Genomic DNA, 16,536 nt, shown 5'->3' on the forward strand with positions numbered 1-16,536 from the left:
AAAAAGCCATTTAAATAAACAGGGCAATAAAACCAGCCAGTGCAAAAGCAGAATAAGAAGAATGTTGCATAATAGTGTGAAACATAAATATCAATAATGGGTTTTGTTAGCAGATATTTTAATAACGGCGACATGCGGGAAGTCTGAAATACGCCGGGATAAAAAGATATGAAATATAACCAGACGGTATTTATCCATTGAGTGGCTATCAGCTACCTTTATCGTGTTTACGTTTTGTTAAGGAGGTGTATTGATATGGCTGACTCTATCCCCTGTTGTGATACGTCATTCGAGCAGCAGTTAATTAACTGGCGACGGCACTTGCATCAGTACCCAGAACTGTCCAATCAGGAACACCAAACCACCGCGCACATTACCCGCTGGCTACAAGAGAAAGACATCCGCCTGTTGCCCCTTGCCTTAACCACCGGCGTCGTTGCCGAGATCGGTCACGGCAGCGGCCCGACGATTGCGTTGCGGGCCGATATTGATGCGCTGCCGATTGAAGAGCTGGTCGATGTGCCGTTTCGCTCTCAGCACTCGGGCGTCATGCATGCCTGCGGACACGATTTCCACACCGCTGTGATGCTCGGTGCCGCCTGTTTGCTGAAAAAACGCGAATCTGTCTTACCGGGTAAAATCAGGCTGTTCTTCCAACCCGCAGAAGAAGTTTCTACCGGTGCTAAACAGCTCATCCGCGCCGGTGCACTCGCCGATGTCACCGCCGTTTTCGGCCTGCACAATGCGCCTGAGCTTCCCGCTGGCACCTTCGCGACACGCAGCGGTCCGTTTTATGCCAACGTGGATCGCTTCGCTATTCACATTACCGGCAAAGGCGCGCACGCGGCCAAACCTGAACAGGGCATCGACAGCATCGTCACCGCCTGCAATATCGTCAATGCGCTGCAAACACTACCGAGCCGCAGCTTCAGTTCGTTGGAATCGCTGGTCATCAGCGTTACGCGTATTCAGGGCGGCAACACCTGGAACGTCCTGCCGCAAACGGTAGAATTGGAAGGCACGGTACGCACCTACAATGCCGCGATTCGCGCGGAAATACCGGAACGCATTGAACAGTTGATTGGTGGTATTGCCCTTGCACTGGGCGCAAAAGCGGAGCTGAAATGGTATCCCGGCCCACCAGCGGTCGTGAACACCAGCGAATGGGCCGATTTCAGCAAGCAAATTGCCCGAGACGCGGGCTACCAGGTAGAAAACGCCGAACTGCAAATGAGCGGCGAGGACTTTGCCCTTTATCTTCAGGACGTGCCGGGCACGTTCGTCAGCATTGGATCAAACAGCGAATTTGGCTTGCATCATCCTCAGTTCAACCCAGATGAAAGCGCGATTGCGCCAGCCTCACGCTATTTCGCTCAATTGGCGGAGGCCGCACTGCATCGCTTGCACACCACGAAAGTCACCCCACCACAAGCGGTACTGTCTCCATCGTAATGCGTTGATCTACCCATATCCCTCCTCAGCCCGCTCAATCCGGCGGAGGGGGATATTCCCTAAATCATTTGTGCTGGCAAACTGGTGAAAAACCTATTTTCAGAACGAGAACGGGGGTAATGGAATAGAGGAGTAAAGCGTCCGCGCCAGGGACAAAGGCGTTAGGAACGCCTTTGAACGTCGCTTGCGACGGCCCTGAAAGGGTGAATCTCAGGGATGAGATTCATATCCGCGCGGCTCGAGCTTACAGGGAGGTACTTGCAGCGTCTTTACGATCTATCCATTACCACCGCTCAACGCGCATATATGGACTAACGTATAGTTAGTGTATTCCATTAACCACGAACCGCATGATAGCGGCGGGAAAAATACACCAGACCATCAGTGCTTTCGCCCTGCTTAATCGCTAACACCCGGCAAATAAAGATATCGTGCGTCGCCGCGCTCACCACCTCTTCAACCAGGCAGTCAAACGCCACCAGCGCATCCCGCAGCACCGGTGAGCCCGTGTGCAACACGTCCCACTCCGCCGCCGCAAACCGTTCTTCGGTAGACGAGCGGCTGCCAAACAGCGTCGACAGCGCTTCATGATGGGCGGCCAGCGTATTGATGCACAAATACGGATTCGCCTGAAACGTGGGATACACCGACGAACCGCGATTCAGACACACCAGCAGCGTACCGGGCGTATCGCTGACGCTGGACACGGCGGATGCCGTAAATCCGGCCTTACCTGCCGGGCCATCCGTCGTAACGACATTGACCGCCGCGCTCAGCTTTGCCATCGCATCGCGAAACGCCTGCTGGTCAACGCTGGCAACCGCCGCAGAGAGAGCCGCGTCATTCGCGGTAACGAGTCGTTCAGCAACAAGATCAGACATTACATGCTTCCTTTAAATACGGCGAGAGACACAATCATTAACATGATACTAACAAAATAAGCCGCATCATCATCTGAAATTTTCAAATTTCATTATCCATTTTTGTTGTTTTACATCATGCCTCGCCTCATCAATAGTGAAAACACGCCGTTAACGCCCTATTAACCTTTCATTGAATACGTGAATGCCTATTGATGGCTTGTTAATTGATAACCGGTTTATTGATGGACTGTTTTCACTTTCATGGAAGTACGACCAATTAAGAATAAACATATTCAACGAATAACAAGCACATTCAATTAATAAAAGGTTCTTGATAATGAGTAAACAACAAACATCTTCAAACCGACAATTAAGACTGGGTTTAATATTACAAGGCGCAGCAGGAAATATGTCCGCGTGGCGGCATAAAAACGTCGTACCCGACGCCAGCATTAATTTTGGTTTTGTTCTGGATGCGGTAAAAAAAGCCGAACAAGGGAAATTTGATTTTGTCTTCGTGGCCGACGGCCTGTATATCAATGAAAAATCGATCCCCCACTTTCTCAATCGCTTTGAACCCCTGACGCTACTGTCCGCGCTGGCTACTGTCACCACCCATATTGGTCTGGTCGGTACGCTCTCGACGTCGTATTCCGAGCCCTTCACCACCGCCCGGCAGTTCGCCAGCCTTGACCACCTGAGCAACGGTCGCGCAGGCTGGAACGTGGTGACATCGCCGCTGGAAGGATCGGCGAAAAACTTTTCCCGCGCGCAGCACCCGGAACATGCGCTGCGCTACCGCATTGCCGATGAATTCCTTCAGGTGGCGAAAGGCCTGTGGGATTCCTGGGAAGACGATGCCTTTATTCGTGACAAAACCAGCGGACAGTTCTTCGATCCCGAAAAGCTGCACACGCTGAACCATAAAGGGGAATTCTTCTCGGTACAGGGTCCGCTGAATATTGGCCGATCCGCGCAGGGTCGCCCTATTGTGTTTCAGGCTGGTGCGTCTGAAGACGGCCAAAAGCTGGCCGCCAAACACGCCGATGCCATCTTTACCCATCAACACACGCTGGAAGAATCGCAGCGTTATTACCGCGAGGTAAAACAGAAGCTGGAAGAAAACGGTCGTCGGGCCGATCAGCTGCATGTCTTTCAGGGCGTCAGCGTGATTGTCGGCAACGACGCGGAAGACGTGGAGCGCCAGTATCAGGAAACCGCACAGCTGGTCACGATTGAAGATGCTCTCAATTATCTGGGACGCTACTTTGAACACTATGACTTCTCACAGCATCCGCTGGATGAACCCTTCCCTGATATCGGCGATCTGGGGAAAAACAGCTTCCGCAGCACCACCGATGAAATCAAGCGCAACGCGCAGGAAAAAGGCTTAACGCTGCGGCAGGTCGCGCTGGAAGCAGCATCGCCGCGCCCCGTCTTCAGCGGCACGCCCGAACAGGTGGCGGATGGCTTGCAGCGTTGGTTTGAAAACGGTGCCGCCGACGGCTTCATCATTCAGGGCGGCACGCCGGATACGCTCAACCACTTTGTCGATCGCGTTGTTCCCCTACTGCAACAGCGCGGCCTGTTCCGTCAGGAGTATCCCGGCTACACGCTGCGGGAAAATCTGGCGCTGGATTATCCGGTGAATCAATTCACGCGCTAACCCGCGCAACAGGAGATTCACCGTGAAGCGTTCCCCTTTTATCACTGTGACCGGTCTGGCGACATTATTGAGCGCCACGCTGGTAACCCATGCGCAGGCACAAGATGCGGGATTCGTTAGCCGTATCGACTTGAAAGCCAACCAAACTCCCATTCGTACCGAGAAGAACGCGGAGGCCATTTCGCAGATCCCGGCTAATTTCAAATTCGTGACGCCGGGAAAGCTGACGATTGCCGTCTCGGCGCTCAGTTCACCGCCGCTGTCGCTATTAGCTGACGATAACAAAACGCTTATCGGCAGCGATGCCGATATCGCGCGACTGGTCGCCGACGGTCTCGGACTAGAGCTGAAGCTGGTTCCCGCCTCCTGGGAAGATTGGCCGCTGGGCATCACCGCGGGGAAATATGACGCCGCCATTTTTAATATCGCGGTGACAAAACTCCGCAAAGAGAAATTCGACTTCGCCACGTATCGCATTGATACGCTCGGTTTCTACGTGAAATCGACCAGCAAGATTACGTCGATTAACAAACCGGAGGATGTGGCCGGTCTGAAAGTGATTGTCGGCTCCGGCACCAATCAGGAAAACATTCTGCTGGGCTGGGATCGGCAAAACCGCGCCAACGGCCTTCCTCCCGTACAGCCTGTTTACGTTACCGATGATGCCGCCGCCAACCTGAGCATTCAGTCCGGGCGCGTCGATGCGTTTTTCGGTCCACACTCCATCGGGGCTTATAAAGCGGCGCTGACGGGGAAAACGCGCATGGTGGGCAAAGGCCCGACGGTCGCTTACGTCGCGGTCACCACGCAGAAAGGTAACGGTCTGGCCCAGCCCATCAGCACCGCCATCAATGGCGCGATCCACAACGGTAGCTATGCGCAGGTGCTGGATCGCTGGGGTGAAGACGATGAAAAAATCACACAGTCCGTCGTAAATCCGCCGGGTATCGGCGATTAAGTAAAAATGGCACACCATTAAGTGACAGCGTCACAATTATAACAACTCACCTGCAAGGGAAAGACAAATGCAAAAAGATATCGCCTATTCATCCAAGACACACCGTTTACGCCCATCACTGCTGACAAGGCTACTGACGGGATCGCTGCTGCTCGGCACATTTTCCGTCACGACAGCACAGGCTGCCATCGACCTGAAAGCCAACCAGCAGCCGATTCATGCGCCGAAGAATGCGGAGGCTATCGCACAGATTCCGGCTGACTTTACCTTCGTCACGCCGGGTAAATTCACTGTCGCCATTGCCGCGCTGGGGTCGTCACCGCCGCTGGCGTTTCTGGCTGATGACAACAAAACCGTGGTGGGCAGCGAGCCGGATATCGCCCGGCTGGTGGCAGACAGCCTCGGACTGGAACTAAACATCGTTCCAACCTCGTGGGAAGATTGGCCGCTCGGCGTCGCTTCCGGCAAGTATGACGCCGCCATCATCAATATTACCGTCACCAAAGCGCGCAAGGAAAAGTTCGATTTCGCCACCTACCGCATCGACTCGCTCGGCTTCTATGTGAAATCCACCAGTAAGATTCAGTCCATCAAGGAAGCGAAGGACATCGCTGGACTGAAGATTATTGTCGGCTCCGGCACCAATCAGGAAGCGGTACTGCTGGCATGGGATAAGCAGAATCGCGCCAACGGCCTACCCGCCTTTCAGCCGATTTATGTCACGGACGATGCGGCCGCCAACCTGAGTCTGCAATCCGGTCGTTCCGATGCCTATTTCGGCCCCAACGTCATCGGTGCCTACAAAGCGGAGCTGACTGGCAAGGTTAAGCATGTCGGTACGGTCAACGGCGGCTACCCCAACGTCGCACATATCGCGGTCACCACGCGCAAAGGCAGCGGGCTGGTGCAGCCGATTAATACCGCGCTGAACGGCGTAATTAAAAGCGGTGAATACGACAAGGTGCTGAACCGCTGGGGAGAAAGCATCGAACGTATTGACCGCTCAGAAATCAATCCGCCGGGACTGGGCGACTAATACCGCCCGATGGCTATCGGGACGCCATGCAATGGTTACCGATAGCTCGAATACGCTAACGAATCAGGAGCATCCCATGTCCGACGACATCTTCATTGTGACTCAGCCCGAGGATCCTATCGTGGCCCCAATTATCGACGGCCTGTTTGCGGAATATGCACAGCGCTATGGCGACTTTTTTGGTGAGCGGGAAAGCGATCCACCGGGAATCTACCAGCAGCCGCACGGCATTTTTATTGCGCTGCTGCGTCAGGGCGTACCGATTGCCACCGGCGCGTTTAAACGCTACGACAGCACCACTGCCGAAATTAAGCGGGTATGGACGGATCATTCGCTGCGCCGTCAGGGGCTGGCAGGAAAAGTGATGCAGGAGCTGGAGCAGCACGCCCGTCGGTTAGGCTATCAGCACTTTTTCCTGACCACGGGTTTCCGCCAGCCCGAAGCGGTGAACCTCTATCTGAGCCACGGCTATACGCCTCAGTTCGATATCAGCGTCGATCCCGTGACCTACAGTATTCCGCCTTACGATGGACGGCTGCCGTTTAAGAAAGCGCTGTTTGACGTCGCAGCGCCTCAGGCTGCCCGCCAAACGGAAGTCGATCTTATCGCTCGCCATTTGAAAGTGTGTTGACCCACGCACACCGAGACTCACCCTGTGCGGTGATTAAAAGCAAAAGGACGTTTTTCAGAATCACCTTCAAAGGGTATCGATTATGACGCAATCTCTACACACGTCTTCTCAGCAAGCACCGCTGGGCCAGACGCAGGAACCGCCGTTGCACGTTGTGCCCGCGCGTTATCCCTTTCGTATTGCCGGGGCACTATTTGCCCTGTTTATTTTTGCCGGGGTTATTCAGTCAATCGCACTGAATCCGCGCTGGGAATGGGCGGTCTTTGCCGAGTGGTTTTTCAATCCGGTCATTCTCGCTGGTCTGGGGCAAACGCTGCTGTTGACCGCGCTGGGCACATTATTCAGCATTATTTTCGGCACCGCATTGGCGCTGGCTCGGCTTTCGCCCTCTTATCTGTTGTCCACCTTGTCGTGGCTGTATATCTGGCTATTCCGATCGCTGCCGCTGATTCTGGTGCTAATCATTCTCTACAATTTCTCGTATCTCTATGACGAGCTGGCGCTGGGAATTCCGTTTACCTCCGTTGTCTTCCTGCGCTATCCGACCATCGATTTACTGGATCAGTTTTCCGTCGCGGTGCTTGGCCTGACGCTGGTGCAGTCCGCCTATACGGCAGAGATCATTCGCGGCGGTATTCTTGGTGTGGATGCTGGGCAGTTTGAAGCCTCCGCCGCACTCGGTCTGCCCGGCGGTCGCCGTACGGTGCGCATCATTCTGCCGCAGGCGCTGCGTTCGATTCTGCCGACCGGTTTCAACGAGATCATCAGTCTGGCAAAAGGCACATCAATCGTTTACGTGCTGGCGCTGCCAGAGCTGTTTTACACCGTTCAGGTCATCTACAACCGTACGCAGCAGGTTATTCCGCTGCTGATGGTCGCCACCATCTGGTATCTGCTGATCACCACGGTGCTATCCGTCGTCCAATACTACGTGGAACGCTATGTGTCCCGCGGTGCCGTGCGTGAAATGCCGCCCACACCGCGCCAGAGACTCGTCCGTTTCCTCACGCGCAAGCGCGCACGTTAATCTACCCAATTCTGGAGAGTCACTATGTCTGAAGCTATCGACTACTTTGCTCACGCGCGCACCACCGCACAGCCACAGGTAGAAAGCGCTCGTGGGCTGATTGAGATCCGCAACGTGGCGAAACATTTTGGTCAGCACAAAGCGCTGGAGGATATCAATCTGACGCTGGCACCCGGTTCCGTCACGGTGATCCTAGGCCCGTCCGGTTCGGGAAAATCCACGCTGCTGCGTACCATTAATCACCTTGAGCGCGTGGATGAAGGTTTTATCCGCATCGACGGCGACTACATCGGCTATCGGCGCAAAGGGAATACGCTCTATGAATTGAAAGAAAAGGAAGTACTACGCCAGCGCATCAACGTCGGGTATGTGTTCCAGAATTTCAACCTGTTCCCGCACCTTTCCGTGTTGGAAAACATCATTGAAGCCCCGTTGGCGCATAAGCTTTATTCACGTCAGGAAGCCGAAGACATCGCCTTTACCCTGCTGGAAAGCGTCGGCCTGCGTCATAAAGCGCAGTCTTATCCCCGTCACCTGTCTGGCGGCCAGCAGCAGCGAGTCGCCATCGCCCGCGCGCTGGCGCTTAAGCCGAAAGTGATGCTATTTGATGAACCGACGTCTGCGCTCGATCCCGAACTGGTTGGGGAAGTGCTGGACGTGATCAAATCACTCGCCCGCTCCGGCGTAACGCTGGTCGTCGTCACACATGAAATCGGCTTTGCGCGTGAAGTCGCAGATCGCGTGGTGTTCATGGTGGACGGGAAAATCGTTGAAAGCGGCGATTCCTGGCAGGTGCTGAACCATCCCCGTCACCCGAGAACGATCAATTTTTTGAATAAGGTGCTGTGAGGAAAAGAGAAGGCTATTCATCGATGACATACGCATTAGGCTCGCTACGAGTGAGCCTAATGAGATCGCGCGTAAATGATTACTTTGCTGGCAATGGCTCAGCATACGGACTGCTGTAAACCTGAACCATCACGCTCTTATCTGTATCAAACGTCGCCACCGTCACAACGTCATGTGTACCCGCGGCTCGCCAACATTCAGCCTCAACATCGCAACGGTCCTGTTTCTCATAACCTATCGACGTCAGATACGTATGAACCTTGCTGGTATCGCCGGTGCCATAGAAGTTCACCGTCCAGATTTTAGCTTCCGGCCCCGTTACGTTCGAAAAATTGAAGTCATAGCGATCGGTAATGCGCGGCATGTTTTTCAGAATATCGGGGGTGTAAAACGCATATTCCCTTTCATCCTGTTCGGTATAATGCGCGCTACTGGCAAAATCCATTTTGATATACGGCCATAGAGAACCAACCACAACAGCAATAATGATGACGCCGATCGCCGCAAAAATCTTCGGCAGTTTACTCATCTTTTTAACCGGAGATAAACAGCGCATTATCTTCTTAAGGCGGTATTTTACACAGTTTATTCAAGCAGTAGAATCGCCATATCACTACCCTGCGCCTGTTGGCGAACCGCCGAACCGATCTCTTTAATGACTGATGACTATATTCCTTCTGTTGGTTCATCCAGAAACAACAATTTTTTGAACGCGGCATTACGCTTAATACAGTATAAATTTATTAGAATAATAATCTCCAAAAAACAAACTTTAGGAAATTACAAACAACCAATAGGCATAAAATTATATTTGGAAAAATAAATTGATTGATAGGTTAAAACATTGACGATTTTCTAAGTTTTATGGTTTAAGATAATGGCGGTTTTTAATGGACCGATTTATTGATTATTACATGCATTATAAGGCTGTATTAATTTACCAATAAATTACTTTTTCAGGAGATTTACTCATGCGCAAGACATCCATCAGCATGTTCATGCTGGCCTTTTTTTCTTTCGCTGCGGAAGCCGCAACAGATATAACGATTGATTCTCAAAGAAATTGTTTGAGCGCTCCGTTTACTGACACGCTAACAGGTACCCCCGTGAAGTTTAATTTAGATCAAGGGAGATATGTTGTTTCTCTCGTTTCTAATACTATGAATTGCATGGGAGCCTCTAATAGTTGCATTATCGATAGTGTTATGTTGCAAGGTGGGTTTAAAAATGCACGCTGGGGAGTTTCTGTGACCAGTAGTCCGACGGTTGTCGATACAACAACATCGCCGTTTGTAGCCTATATCGTTGACGATAATTGTAATGACAATGCCGGCAAGGCAACATTGTTAATCCAAAAAGCAGAATAACGAACTTTCAGTCAACTTAATTTTCGAATTTGGATTTAATTTTAAACATCAAGACTCAATTTTCACTTTACATCCTAAGTGATTCGAAAATCTGGACAGCACGTTAACGTTACGGATAACGAAATAGTTATCGTGCTAGTAATATGTCTGCCATATAAAATTAGGCTGCCGATCCTCATTATGTAATATTGAAAATATGTGGATGCAGCCTATCTCCAACTCCAGAATGAAATAATAAGTAACGCGTATTAAATCGCGACCAGCCCTCGCACGCCGTCCTGTTCCATCGTTTCACCTCGTCCGCGCTGTATGATTTCCCCACGAGACATCACCAGATAGCTGTCGGCCAGTTCGGCGGCGAAGTCGTAAAACTGCTCGACCAGCAGAATCGCCATGTCGCCACGCTGTGCCAGTTGGCGGATGACTGCGCCGATCTCTTTGATTACCGACGGCTGTATGCCTTCTGTCGGTTCATCCAGAATCAGCAACTGCGGTTTGCAGGCCAGCGCACGTCCAATCGCCAGCTGTTGCTGTTGCCCACCGGACAAATCGCCGCCGCGCCGCTGTTTCATTTCATCCAGTACCGGGAAAAGCTGGTAGATCTCATCCGGCACCTGCCGTGCCTGTTTACCCGGAAAGCGCGATAGCCCCATCAGCAGATTCTCTTCCACCGTCAGACGAGGGAAAATCTCCCGCCCTTGCGGAACGTAGGCAATGCCAGACTGTACGCGCTGATAGGGTTTACGCGTATTGATCGCTTCCCCCTGCCAGCGAATCGTGCCGGACTTCGCGGGAATCAGCCCCATCAAGCATTTCAGCAGCGTGGTTTTTCCCACGCCGTTGCGCCCTAACAAGCAGGTAATTTCGCCGGGTTTTACCTCAAACGACAGGCCGCGCAGAATGTGGCTGCCGCCGTAATATTGATTCAGTTCAGCAATCTCTAACATGTTAGCGCCCCAGATAAACGTCAATCACCTGTTCATTCGCCTGCACCTCGCGCAGCGATCCCTCCGCCAGTACCTGCCCCTGATGCAGCACGGTCACGCGGTCAGCGATGCTCTCGACAAAGCCCATATCGTGTTCCACCACCATCAGCGAGTGCTTGCCCGCCAGGCCTACGGAACAGCTCAGCGGTATAGGCCGTTTCGGCGTCCGTCATCCCCGCGGCAGGTTCATCGAGCAGCAGTAAATGCGGCTCCTGTACCAACAGCATGCCAATCTCCAGAAACTGCTTTTGGCCATGCGACAGCAGACCAGCAGGCCGCTGCCGTTCATGACCGAGCCGCAACAGCGTCAGTGTTTCGTCAATCCGGTCACGCTGCTCGCTGTTCAGTCTGGCACGCAGGCTCGCCCACACCGATTTGTCGGTTTTCAGCGCGATGTCGAGATTTTCAAACACCGTCAGCGCTTCAAACACGGTCGGCTTTTGGAATTTCCGCCCAATTCCTGCTCGGGCGATGTCTACCGGCGACAGCGTCGTCAGGTCGGTGTATTGATCGTAAAATGCTTTGCCGTTATCCGGTCGCGTTTTACCGGTGATGACATCCATCAACGTCGTTTTCCCCGCGCCGTTTGGACCAATGATGCAGCGCAGTTCCCCCACGCCAATCTGCAACGACAGATTGGTGAGCGCACGGAAGCCGTCAAAACCCACGTTAATCTTGTCGAGTTGCAGCACCGGATCGGTCTGATGCCGATGGCGATCCGACGGGTGCGGTTGTGCGAACTTTGGCTCCATCAATGCGGGCTTAGCCGCAACAGTTTGTGAAGGCGCGGTTTGTGAAAACGCAGCTTGTACTGGAACCGATGGCACAGATAAAGACTCAGTCATGTTTCTTCCTCGTCAGTAATCCAATCACGCCACGCGGCAGAAACAGCGTGACGAGAATAAACATCAGCCCCAAAAAGAACAGCCAGTATTCGGGAAAGGCGACGGTAAACCAGCTTTTTGCCCCGTTGACGATACCCGCACCGAGCAGCGGCCCAATCAGCGTTCCACGCCCACCCAGCGCCACCCAAATAGCGGCTTCGATGGAGTTGGTCGGCGACATTTCGCCTGGATTGATAATGCCGACCTGCGGCACATACAGCGCGCCCGCCAACCCGCACAGCACGGCGGAAAGTGTCCAGACAAACAGCTTGAAGCCTTTCGGATCGTAGCCGCAGAACATCAGACGATTTTCCGCATCACGCACCGCTGTGAGTACGCGGCCAAATTTACTGCGCGCCAGCGCAAATCCCACCAGCAGGCTGGCAATCAACAGCAGCACGGTAGCAACAAATAGCCCAATACGCGTACCGGTGGCCGTAATAGGGAAACCGAGCAGCGTTGTAAAGCCGGTAAACCCGTTATTGCCACCAAAGCCGGTTTCGTTACGGAAAAACAGCAGCATGCCCGCGTAGGTCAGCGCCTGCGTCATGATTGAGAAATACACGCCTTTGATTTTGGAGCGGAACGCGAACCAGCCGAACACAAACGCCAGCACGCCCGGCACCAGCACGATCAGGCACAGTGCCCAGGCAAAATACTGAGTGCCCGCCCAGAACCACGGCAGTTCCGTCCACGACAGAAATGACATAAACGCAGGCATTCCTTCACCAGCGGCCTGCCGCATCAGGTACATACCCATCGCGTAGCCGCCCAGCGCGAAAAACAGGCCGTGACCGAGCGACAGCAGCCCGGCGTAGCCCCACACCAGATCCAGCGCGACAGCGACAATCGCATAGCATAGGATTTTGCCAATCAGCGTCAGCGTATAGGTCGAGATCGATAGCGGATTCTCTGCGGGCAATAATGCGAGAAACGGCAGGATCAGCAAAGCCAGAAAAACGATCGAGCCAAGGCCAAGCATGAGCCGCGGCGCGCGCTGCGTCAGGGTTATCGTCATGGGTTGCGTAATAGGTTGCGTCATCAGTCAATCACCCGTCCTTTGAATGCAAACAGCCCCTGTGGCCGTTTCTGAATAAACAGTACGATCAATATCAGAATGACGATTTTTCCCAGCACGGCACCAATCTGCGGTTCGAGCACTTTGTTGAGAATGCCGAGGCTGAAGGCGGCGACCACCGTCCCCGCCAGTTGCCCGACGCCGCCCAGCACGACGACGAGGAATGAATCGATGATGTAGCCCTGTCCCAGCTCCGGGCCAACATTGCCCAGTTGTGACAGCGCTACACCGCCCAGCCCGGCGATGCCGGAGCCCAGCCCAAAGGCCAGCATATCGACACGTCCGGTCGGCACGCCGCAGCAGTCCGCCATCGCGCGGTTTTGTGTCACCGCACGTACATTCATGCCAAGACGGGTTTTATTGAGGAGTAGCCAGGTGAGCAGCAGCACGCCGAGGACGAACACAATCACCGCGATGCGGTTATACGGCAGTACCAAATTCGGCAACAGGCGCAGCCCGCCAGACAGCCACGCGGGGTTTGCGACTTCCAGATTTTGCGTGCCGAACAGCATCCGCACCAGTTGGATCAGCATCAGGCTGATCCCCCAGGTCGCCAGCAGCGTTTCCAGCGGTCGACCGTACAAATGACGAATCACCGTACGCTCCAGTACCATACCGACGCCAGCGGTGATAAAGAAGGCAACAGGCAGCGCCAGCAGCGCCAGCAGCGGATAATACGCCAGCCAGCTCGGCGCAAACTGCTGGCACAGCGACTGCACCAGCCAGGTCGCATACGCACCCAGCATCAGCATTTCGCCGTGCGCCATGTTGATGACGCCCAGCAGCCCGTATGTGATCGCCAGTCCCAGCGCCGCCAGCAGCAGGATAGAGCCGAGCGACAGCCCGGTAAACGCCTGCCCCAGCAGATCGCCGACGATCAAGCTTTGCTTAATCTGATCCAGACTCTCCTGCGCCGCCGCCCGCACGCCGGTATCTTGCTCGTTCTGCACCTGCGTCAACGGCTGTAAGCGCGCCTGCATCTGCGGGTCGCCGGTCTGTCCTAAGCGTTTGACCGCCTCAAGACGCACCATTGGATTGGGATCGCTTAGCTGCCGGGTTGCAATAGCGGTATTCAGTGCATCGTGTACCTGCGCATCTTTTTCTACCCCAAGACGCTGCACCAACAGCGGTAACTGTTCCGTACTGCTGTCGCTCTGTAGCTGTCGTACGGCCTTCAGGCGCGTTGCAGCGTCATCGCTGACGAGCTGATGCGAAGCCAGCGCGGTAGCAATCAGCCCGCGCAGACGGTTATTCATAAACAGTTTTTTGGTCGCGCCAACCGGTTCCGCGTTCCCTTCCAGCGGCATTAACGTGCCCTGCACGTCCATAAACGGCTGCTGGTTCCGATCGAGCACAACCGACTCGTCGCGCAACGCCTGTAACAACGGCAAGCGTGCGGGTTCCGGCGTGGCGGCCCATTGTTGCAGCAGTTCGGCCTGCTGCGTGCGATTAGCCGCAGCGAAATCGGCCGCCGGCCCGGCCAGTGCCAGCACGGGAAACATCAGACACAGCGACAGCACAAACGTAGATAATCGATGACTCATCATCGCAATGTCCGCCATATAAGAGAGGAAATATCCCCGTCCGACATGCTGGACGGGGCGTGTAGGAACGATGCTTACTGCGCGGCTTTGATTGGATGATCGGGCTTCTTATCATTGCCGGCGATGTACGGGCTCCACGGCTGGGCGCGAACTGGCTGTTCGGTTTGCCAGACCACGTTGAACTGACCGTTTTCCTCAATCTCACCAATCATCACCGGCTTGTGCAGGTGGTGGTTGGTCTTGTCCATCGTCAACGTAAAGCCATCCGGTGCGGCAAAGGTCTGGCCGGCCATCGCGACACGGACTTTATCCACGTCCGTGGTGCCCGCTTTCTCTACCGCCTGCGCCCACATATGAATGCCGACATACGTGGCTTCCATCGGATCGTTCGTCACCACCGTGCCCGCGTTCGGCAAGTTTTTCGCTTTGGCATAGGCTTTGTAGGCTTCCACGAAGTCAGCATTGGTTGGGTTATCGACCGACTCAAAGTAGTTCCACGCGGCTAAATGGCCGACCAGCGGTTTGGTATCGATGCCGCGCAGTTCCTCTTCACCGACCGAGAACGCGATAACCGGCACATCGGTCGCTTTGATTCCCTGATTCGCCAGCTCTTTATAGAACGGCACGTTAGAATCACCGTTGATGGTGGAAACCACTGCAGTTTTACCGCCCGTCGAGAACTTCTTGATATTGGAAACGATGGTCTGATAATCGCTGTGGCCAAACGGCGTATAGACTTCTTCAATATCCTTGTCCTGCACGCCTTTGGAATGCAGGAACGCGCGCAGGATCTTGTTGGTGGTGCGCGGATACACATAGTCCGTACCCAGCAGGAAGAAACGCTTCGCTGCCCCGCCGTCTTCGCTCATCAGATATTCCACCGCAGGGATCGCCTGCTGATTCGGGGCCGCGCCGGTGTAGAACACGTTCGGCGACATCTCTTCGCCTTCATACTGCACCGGGTAGAACAGCAGCCCGTTCAGTTCCTCAAACACTGGCAGGACCGACTTGCGCGACACCGATGTCCAGCAGCCGAACACCACCGCCGCTTTGTCCTGCGTCAGCAGTTGACGCGCCTTTTCAGCAAACAGCGGCCAGTTTGACGCTGGATCGACCACCACCGGCTCCAGTTTTTTACCCAACACGCCGCCTTTGGCGTTGATTTCATCAATAGCCATCAGCGCCACATCCTTCAGCGGCGTTTCCGAAATCGCCATCGTGCCGGACAGCGAATGCATAATGCCGACCTTGATGGTTTCCGCCGCCTGCACGCTCCAAGTCAACCCCATACCAACCACTGTCGCAGAAAGCGCAAAAACTTTTAGCAATGAACGTCTTTTCATTTATTAGCCCTTAAGTCGTGTTGAGTGAGAATGGAATCGTGTGAGGCGTCAGGTGAAACAGATGCCGTTGAAACGGATTCAGTTGAAACAGATTGAGGCCGCGCCTGCTGTAGCATGTGTAAGGTGATCTTCCTGACTTCGGCCTTACTGACGGCAATGTGGTCGGTCAGAATGCGCTGCGCCTCCTCGGTGTGCTGTTGCAATATCGCCAGCAGAATGCGGGCATGTTCTTTATAAGTCGCGTCGATACGATCTTCACGGGTGAAATCGAGACGGCGAATAATGCGTATTTTCTCCGTCAGTTCGCCGTGAACCCGCGCCATTTCGCTGTTGCCCGCCGCCGTCACCAGCCCACGGTGAAACCCTTCGTCGTAGCGGGAGACGATCTTGCCGTCGCCCAGTCGCGGATCCTCGATCCAGAAGCGTTTCAGGTCCGCCAATAGCTCGGCGCAGCGCCCTGGCGGCATTCCGCATAGCCGCCGAATGGCTTCGCGCTCCAGCACGATGCGGAAATCATACAGTTCCTCGAAATATTCGAAATCGAACGGGCGAACCTGCCAGCCGCTGCGAAAATAGACTTCGACATAGCCTTCCCGCTCCAGCCAGAACAACGCCTGACGCACCGGCGTGCGGCTGACAGACATCCGTTCGGCAATCTCATTTTCACTAAAGCGGTCACCCGGCATCAGGCGAAAGTCGAAAATGTCGTTTTTCAGCGTTTGATACACCCGCTCTGCCAGCGCTTCCGGGCGATCTTTACTGCTCTTTTGTGTGCCTGTTCGCATCGTGTTCTCCGCCTCGCCGTTTATTCAGGTTCGTGCCTTATTTCAGCCTGTCCTTTTTTTCTAACCG

General features: G+C 54.1%; 15 protein-coding genes and 2 pseudogenes. 8 read left to right on the forward strand and 9 right to left on the reverse strand.

Annotation, left to right across the window (positions count from 1 at the left end; translation table 11 throughout):
* Positions 1-255: 255 nt before the first annotated feature.
* Positions 256-1,452 carry a M20 peptidase aminoacylase family protein gene (locus tag HP572_RS09185; RefSeq protein ID WP_240585416.1) on the forward strand — a complete coding sequence of 399 codons (1,197 nt, stop codon included), beginning with the start codon at positions 256-258 and terminating at the stop codon, positions 1,450-1,452.
* A gap of 335 nt (positions 1,453-1,787) precedes the next feature.
* Here the strand turns inward: HP572_RS09185 and HP572_RS09190 are convergent, their stop codons facing one another.
* On the reverse strand, positions 1,788-2,333 hold the full coding sequence (locus tag HP572_RS09190) for a flavin reductase (protein ID WP_174871533.1): 546 nt from the start codon (positions 2,331-2,333) through the stop codon (positions 1,788-1,790).
* Positions 2,334-2,652: 319 nt separating this feature from the next.
* Here HP572_RS09190 and HP572_RS09195 point away from each other — a divergent pair, with 319 nt between their 5' ends.
* The 6 genes from HP572_RS09195 (at position 2,653) to HP572_RS09220 (ending at position 8,482) form a co-directional block, all read left to right on the forward strand.
* Positions 2,653-3,981, forward strand: a complete 1,329-nt coding sequence (locus HP572_RS09195; RefSeq protein WP_240585417.1) for an LLM class flavin-dependent oxidoreductase — start codon at positions 2,653-2,655, stop codon at positions 3,979-3,981.
* Between the two features lie 22 nt (positions 3,982-4,003).
* Positions 4,004-4,939 (forward strand): ABC transporter substrate-binding protein, encoded by a 936-nt coding sequence (locus HP572_RS09200; RefSeq protein WP_240585418.1) that lies wholly within the window; start codon positions 4,004-4,006, stop codon positions 4,937-4,939.
* Positions 4,940-5,006: 67 nt separating this feature from the next.
* The gene (locus HP572_RS09205) at positions 5,007-5,975 is read left to right on the forward strand and encodes an ABC transporter substrate-binding protein (protein WP_240585419.1); all 969 of its coding nucleotides are present in this window, start codon (positions 5,007-5,009) and stop codon (positions 5,973-5,975) included.
* A gap of 76 nt (positions 5,976-6,051) precedes the next feature.
* The gene (locus HP572_RS09210; protein WP_240585420.1) at positions 6,052-6,606 is read left to right on the forward strand and encodes a GNAT family N-acetyltransferase; all 555 of its coding nucleotides are present in this window, start codon (positions 6,052-6,054) and stop codon (positions 6,604-6,606) included.
* A gap of 82 nt (positions 6,607-6,688) precedes the next feature.
* The gene (locus HP572_RS09215; protein ID WP_240585421.1) at positions 6,689-7,633 is read left to right on the forward strand and encodes an amino acid ABC transporter permease; all 945 of its coding nucleotides are present in this window, start codon (positions 6,689-6,691) and stop codon (positions 7,631-7,633) included.
* A gap of 24 nt (positions 7,634-7,657) precedes the next feature.
* Entirely contained in the window at positions 7,658-8,482 is an 825-nt protein-coding gene (locus tag HP572_RS09220) for an amino acid ABC transporter ATP-binding protein (RefSeq protein WP_010285684.1), read from the forward strand.
* 79 nt (positions 8,483-8,561) lie between these two features.
* Here HP572_RS09220 and HP572_RS09225 read toward each other — a convergent pair whose 3' ends face one another.
* Together HP572_RS09225 and HP572_RS09230 are read right to left on the reverse strand one after the other, a co-directional pair.
* Complete coding sequence (locus HP572_RS09225) at positions 8,562-9,011, reverse strand: hypothetical protein (protein ID WP_240585422.1); 450 nt, start codon at positions 9,009-9,011, stop codon at positions 8,562-8,564.
* 59 nt (positions 9,012-9,070) lie between these two features.
* Positions 9,071-9,187: pseudogene (locus HP572_RS09230) on the reverse strand (ABC transporter ATP-binding protein); the annotation flags it as partial.
* A 266-nt stretch (positions 9,188-9,453) separates the two neighbouring features.
* Here HP572_RS09230 and HP572_RS09235 point away from each other — a divergent pair.
* A complete protein-coding gene (locus tag HP572_RS09235; RefSeq protein WP_240585423.1) occupies positions 9,454-9,849 on the forward strand; it encodes a hypothetical protein in 396 nt (131 codons plus the stop codon).
* Positions 9,850-10,097: 248 nt separating this feature from the next.
* Here HP572_RS09235 and urtE read toward each other — a convergent pair whose 3' ends face one another.
* The 6 genes and pseudogenes from urtE to HP572_RS09265 form a co-directional block, all read right to left on the reverse strand.
* Positions 10,098-10,796 carry an urea ABC transporter ATP-binding subunit UrtE gene (urtE, locus tag HP572_RS09240; protein ID WP_240585424.1) on the reverse strand — a complete coding sequence of 233 codons (699 nt, stop codon included), beginning with the start codon at positions 10,794-10,796 and terminating at the stop codon, positions 10,098-10,100.
* A 1-nt stretch (position 10,797) separates the two neighbouring features.
* Positions 10,798-11,587, reverse strand: a pseudogene (gene urtD, locus HP572_RS09245) (urea ABC transporter ATP-binding protein UrtD).
* Positions 11,588-11,672: 85 nt separating this feature from the next.
* On the reverse strand, positions 11,673-12,749 hold the full coding sequence (gene urtC, locus HP572_RS09250) for an urea ABC transporter permease subunit UrtC (protein WP_240585730.1): 1,077 nt from the start codon (positions 12,747-12,749) through the stop codon (positions 11,673-11,675).
* 11 nt (positions 12,750-12,760) lie between these two features.
* Positions 12,761-14,359 (reverse strand): urea ABC transporter permease subunit UrtB, encoded by a 1,599-nt coding sequence (gene urtB, locus HP572_RS09255; RefSeq protein ID WP_240585425.1) that lies wholly within the window; start codon positions 14,357-14,359, stop codon positions 12,761-12,763.
* Between the two features lie 56 nt (positions 14,360-14,415).
* Entirely contained in the window at positions 14,416-15,684 is a 1,269-nt protein-coding gene (gene urtA / locus HP572_RS09260) for an urea ABC transporter substrate-binding protein (protein ID WP_109411083.1), read from the reverse strand.
* The gene (locus tag HP572_RS09265; protein WP_240585426.1) at positions 15,681-16,469 is read right to left on the reverse strand and encodes a GntR family transcriptional regulator; all 789 of its coding nucleotides are present in this window, start codon (positions 16,467-16,469) and stop codon (positions 15,681-15,683) included. Before HP572_RS09265 ends, urtA begins: the two co-directional genes overlap by 4 nt.
* Positions 16,470-16,536: the final 67 nt, after the last annotated feature.

The sequence above is a fragment of the Pectobacterium sp. PL64 genome, assembly GCF_022477975.1.
Taxonomy (GTDB): Bacteria; Pseudomonadota; Gammaproteobacteria; order Enterobacterales; family Enterobacteriaceae; genus Pectobacterium; species Pectobacterium jejuense.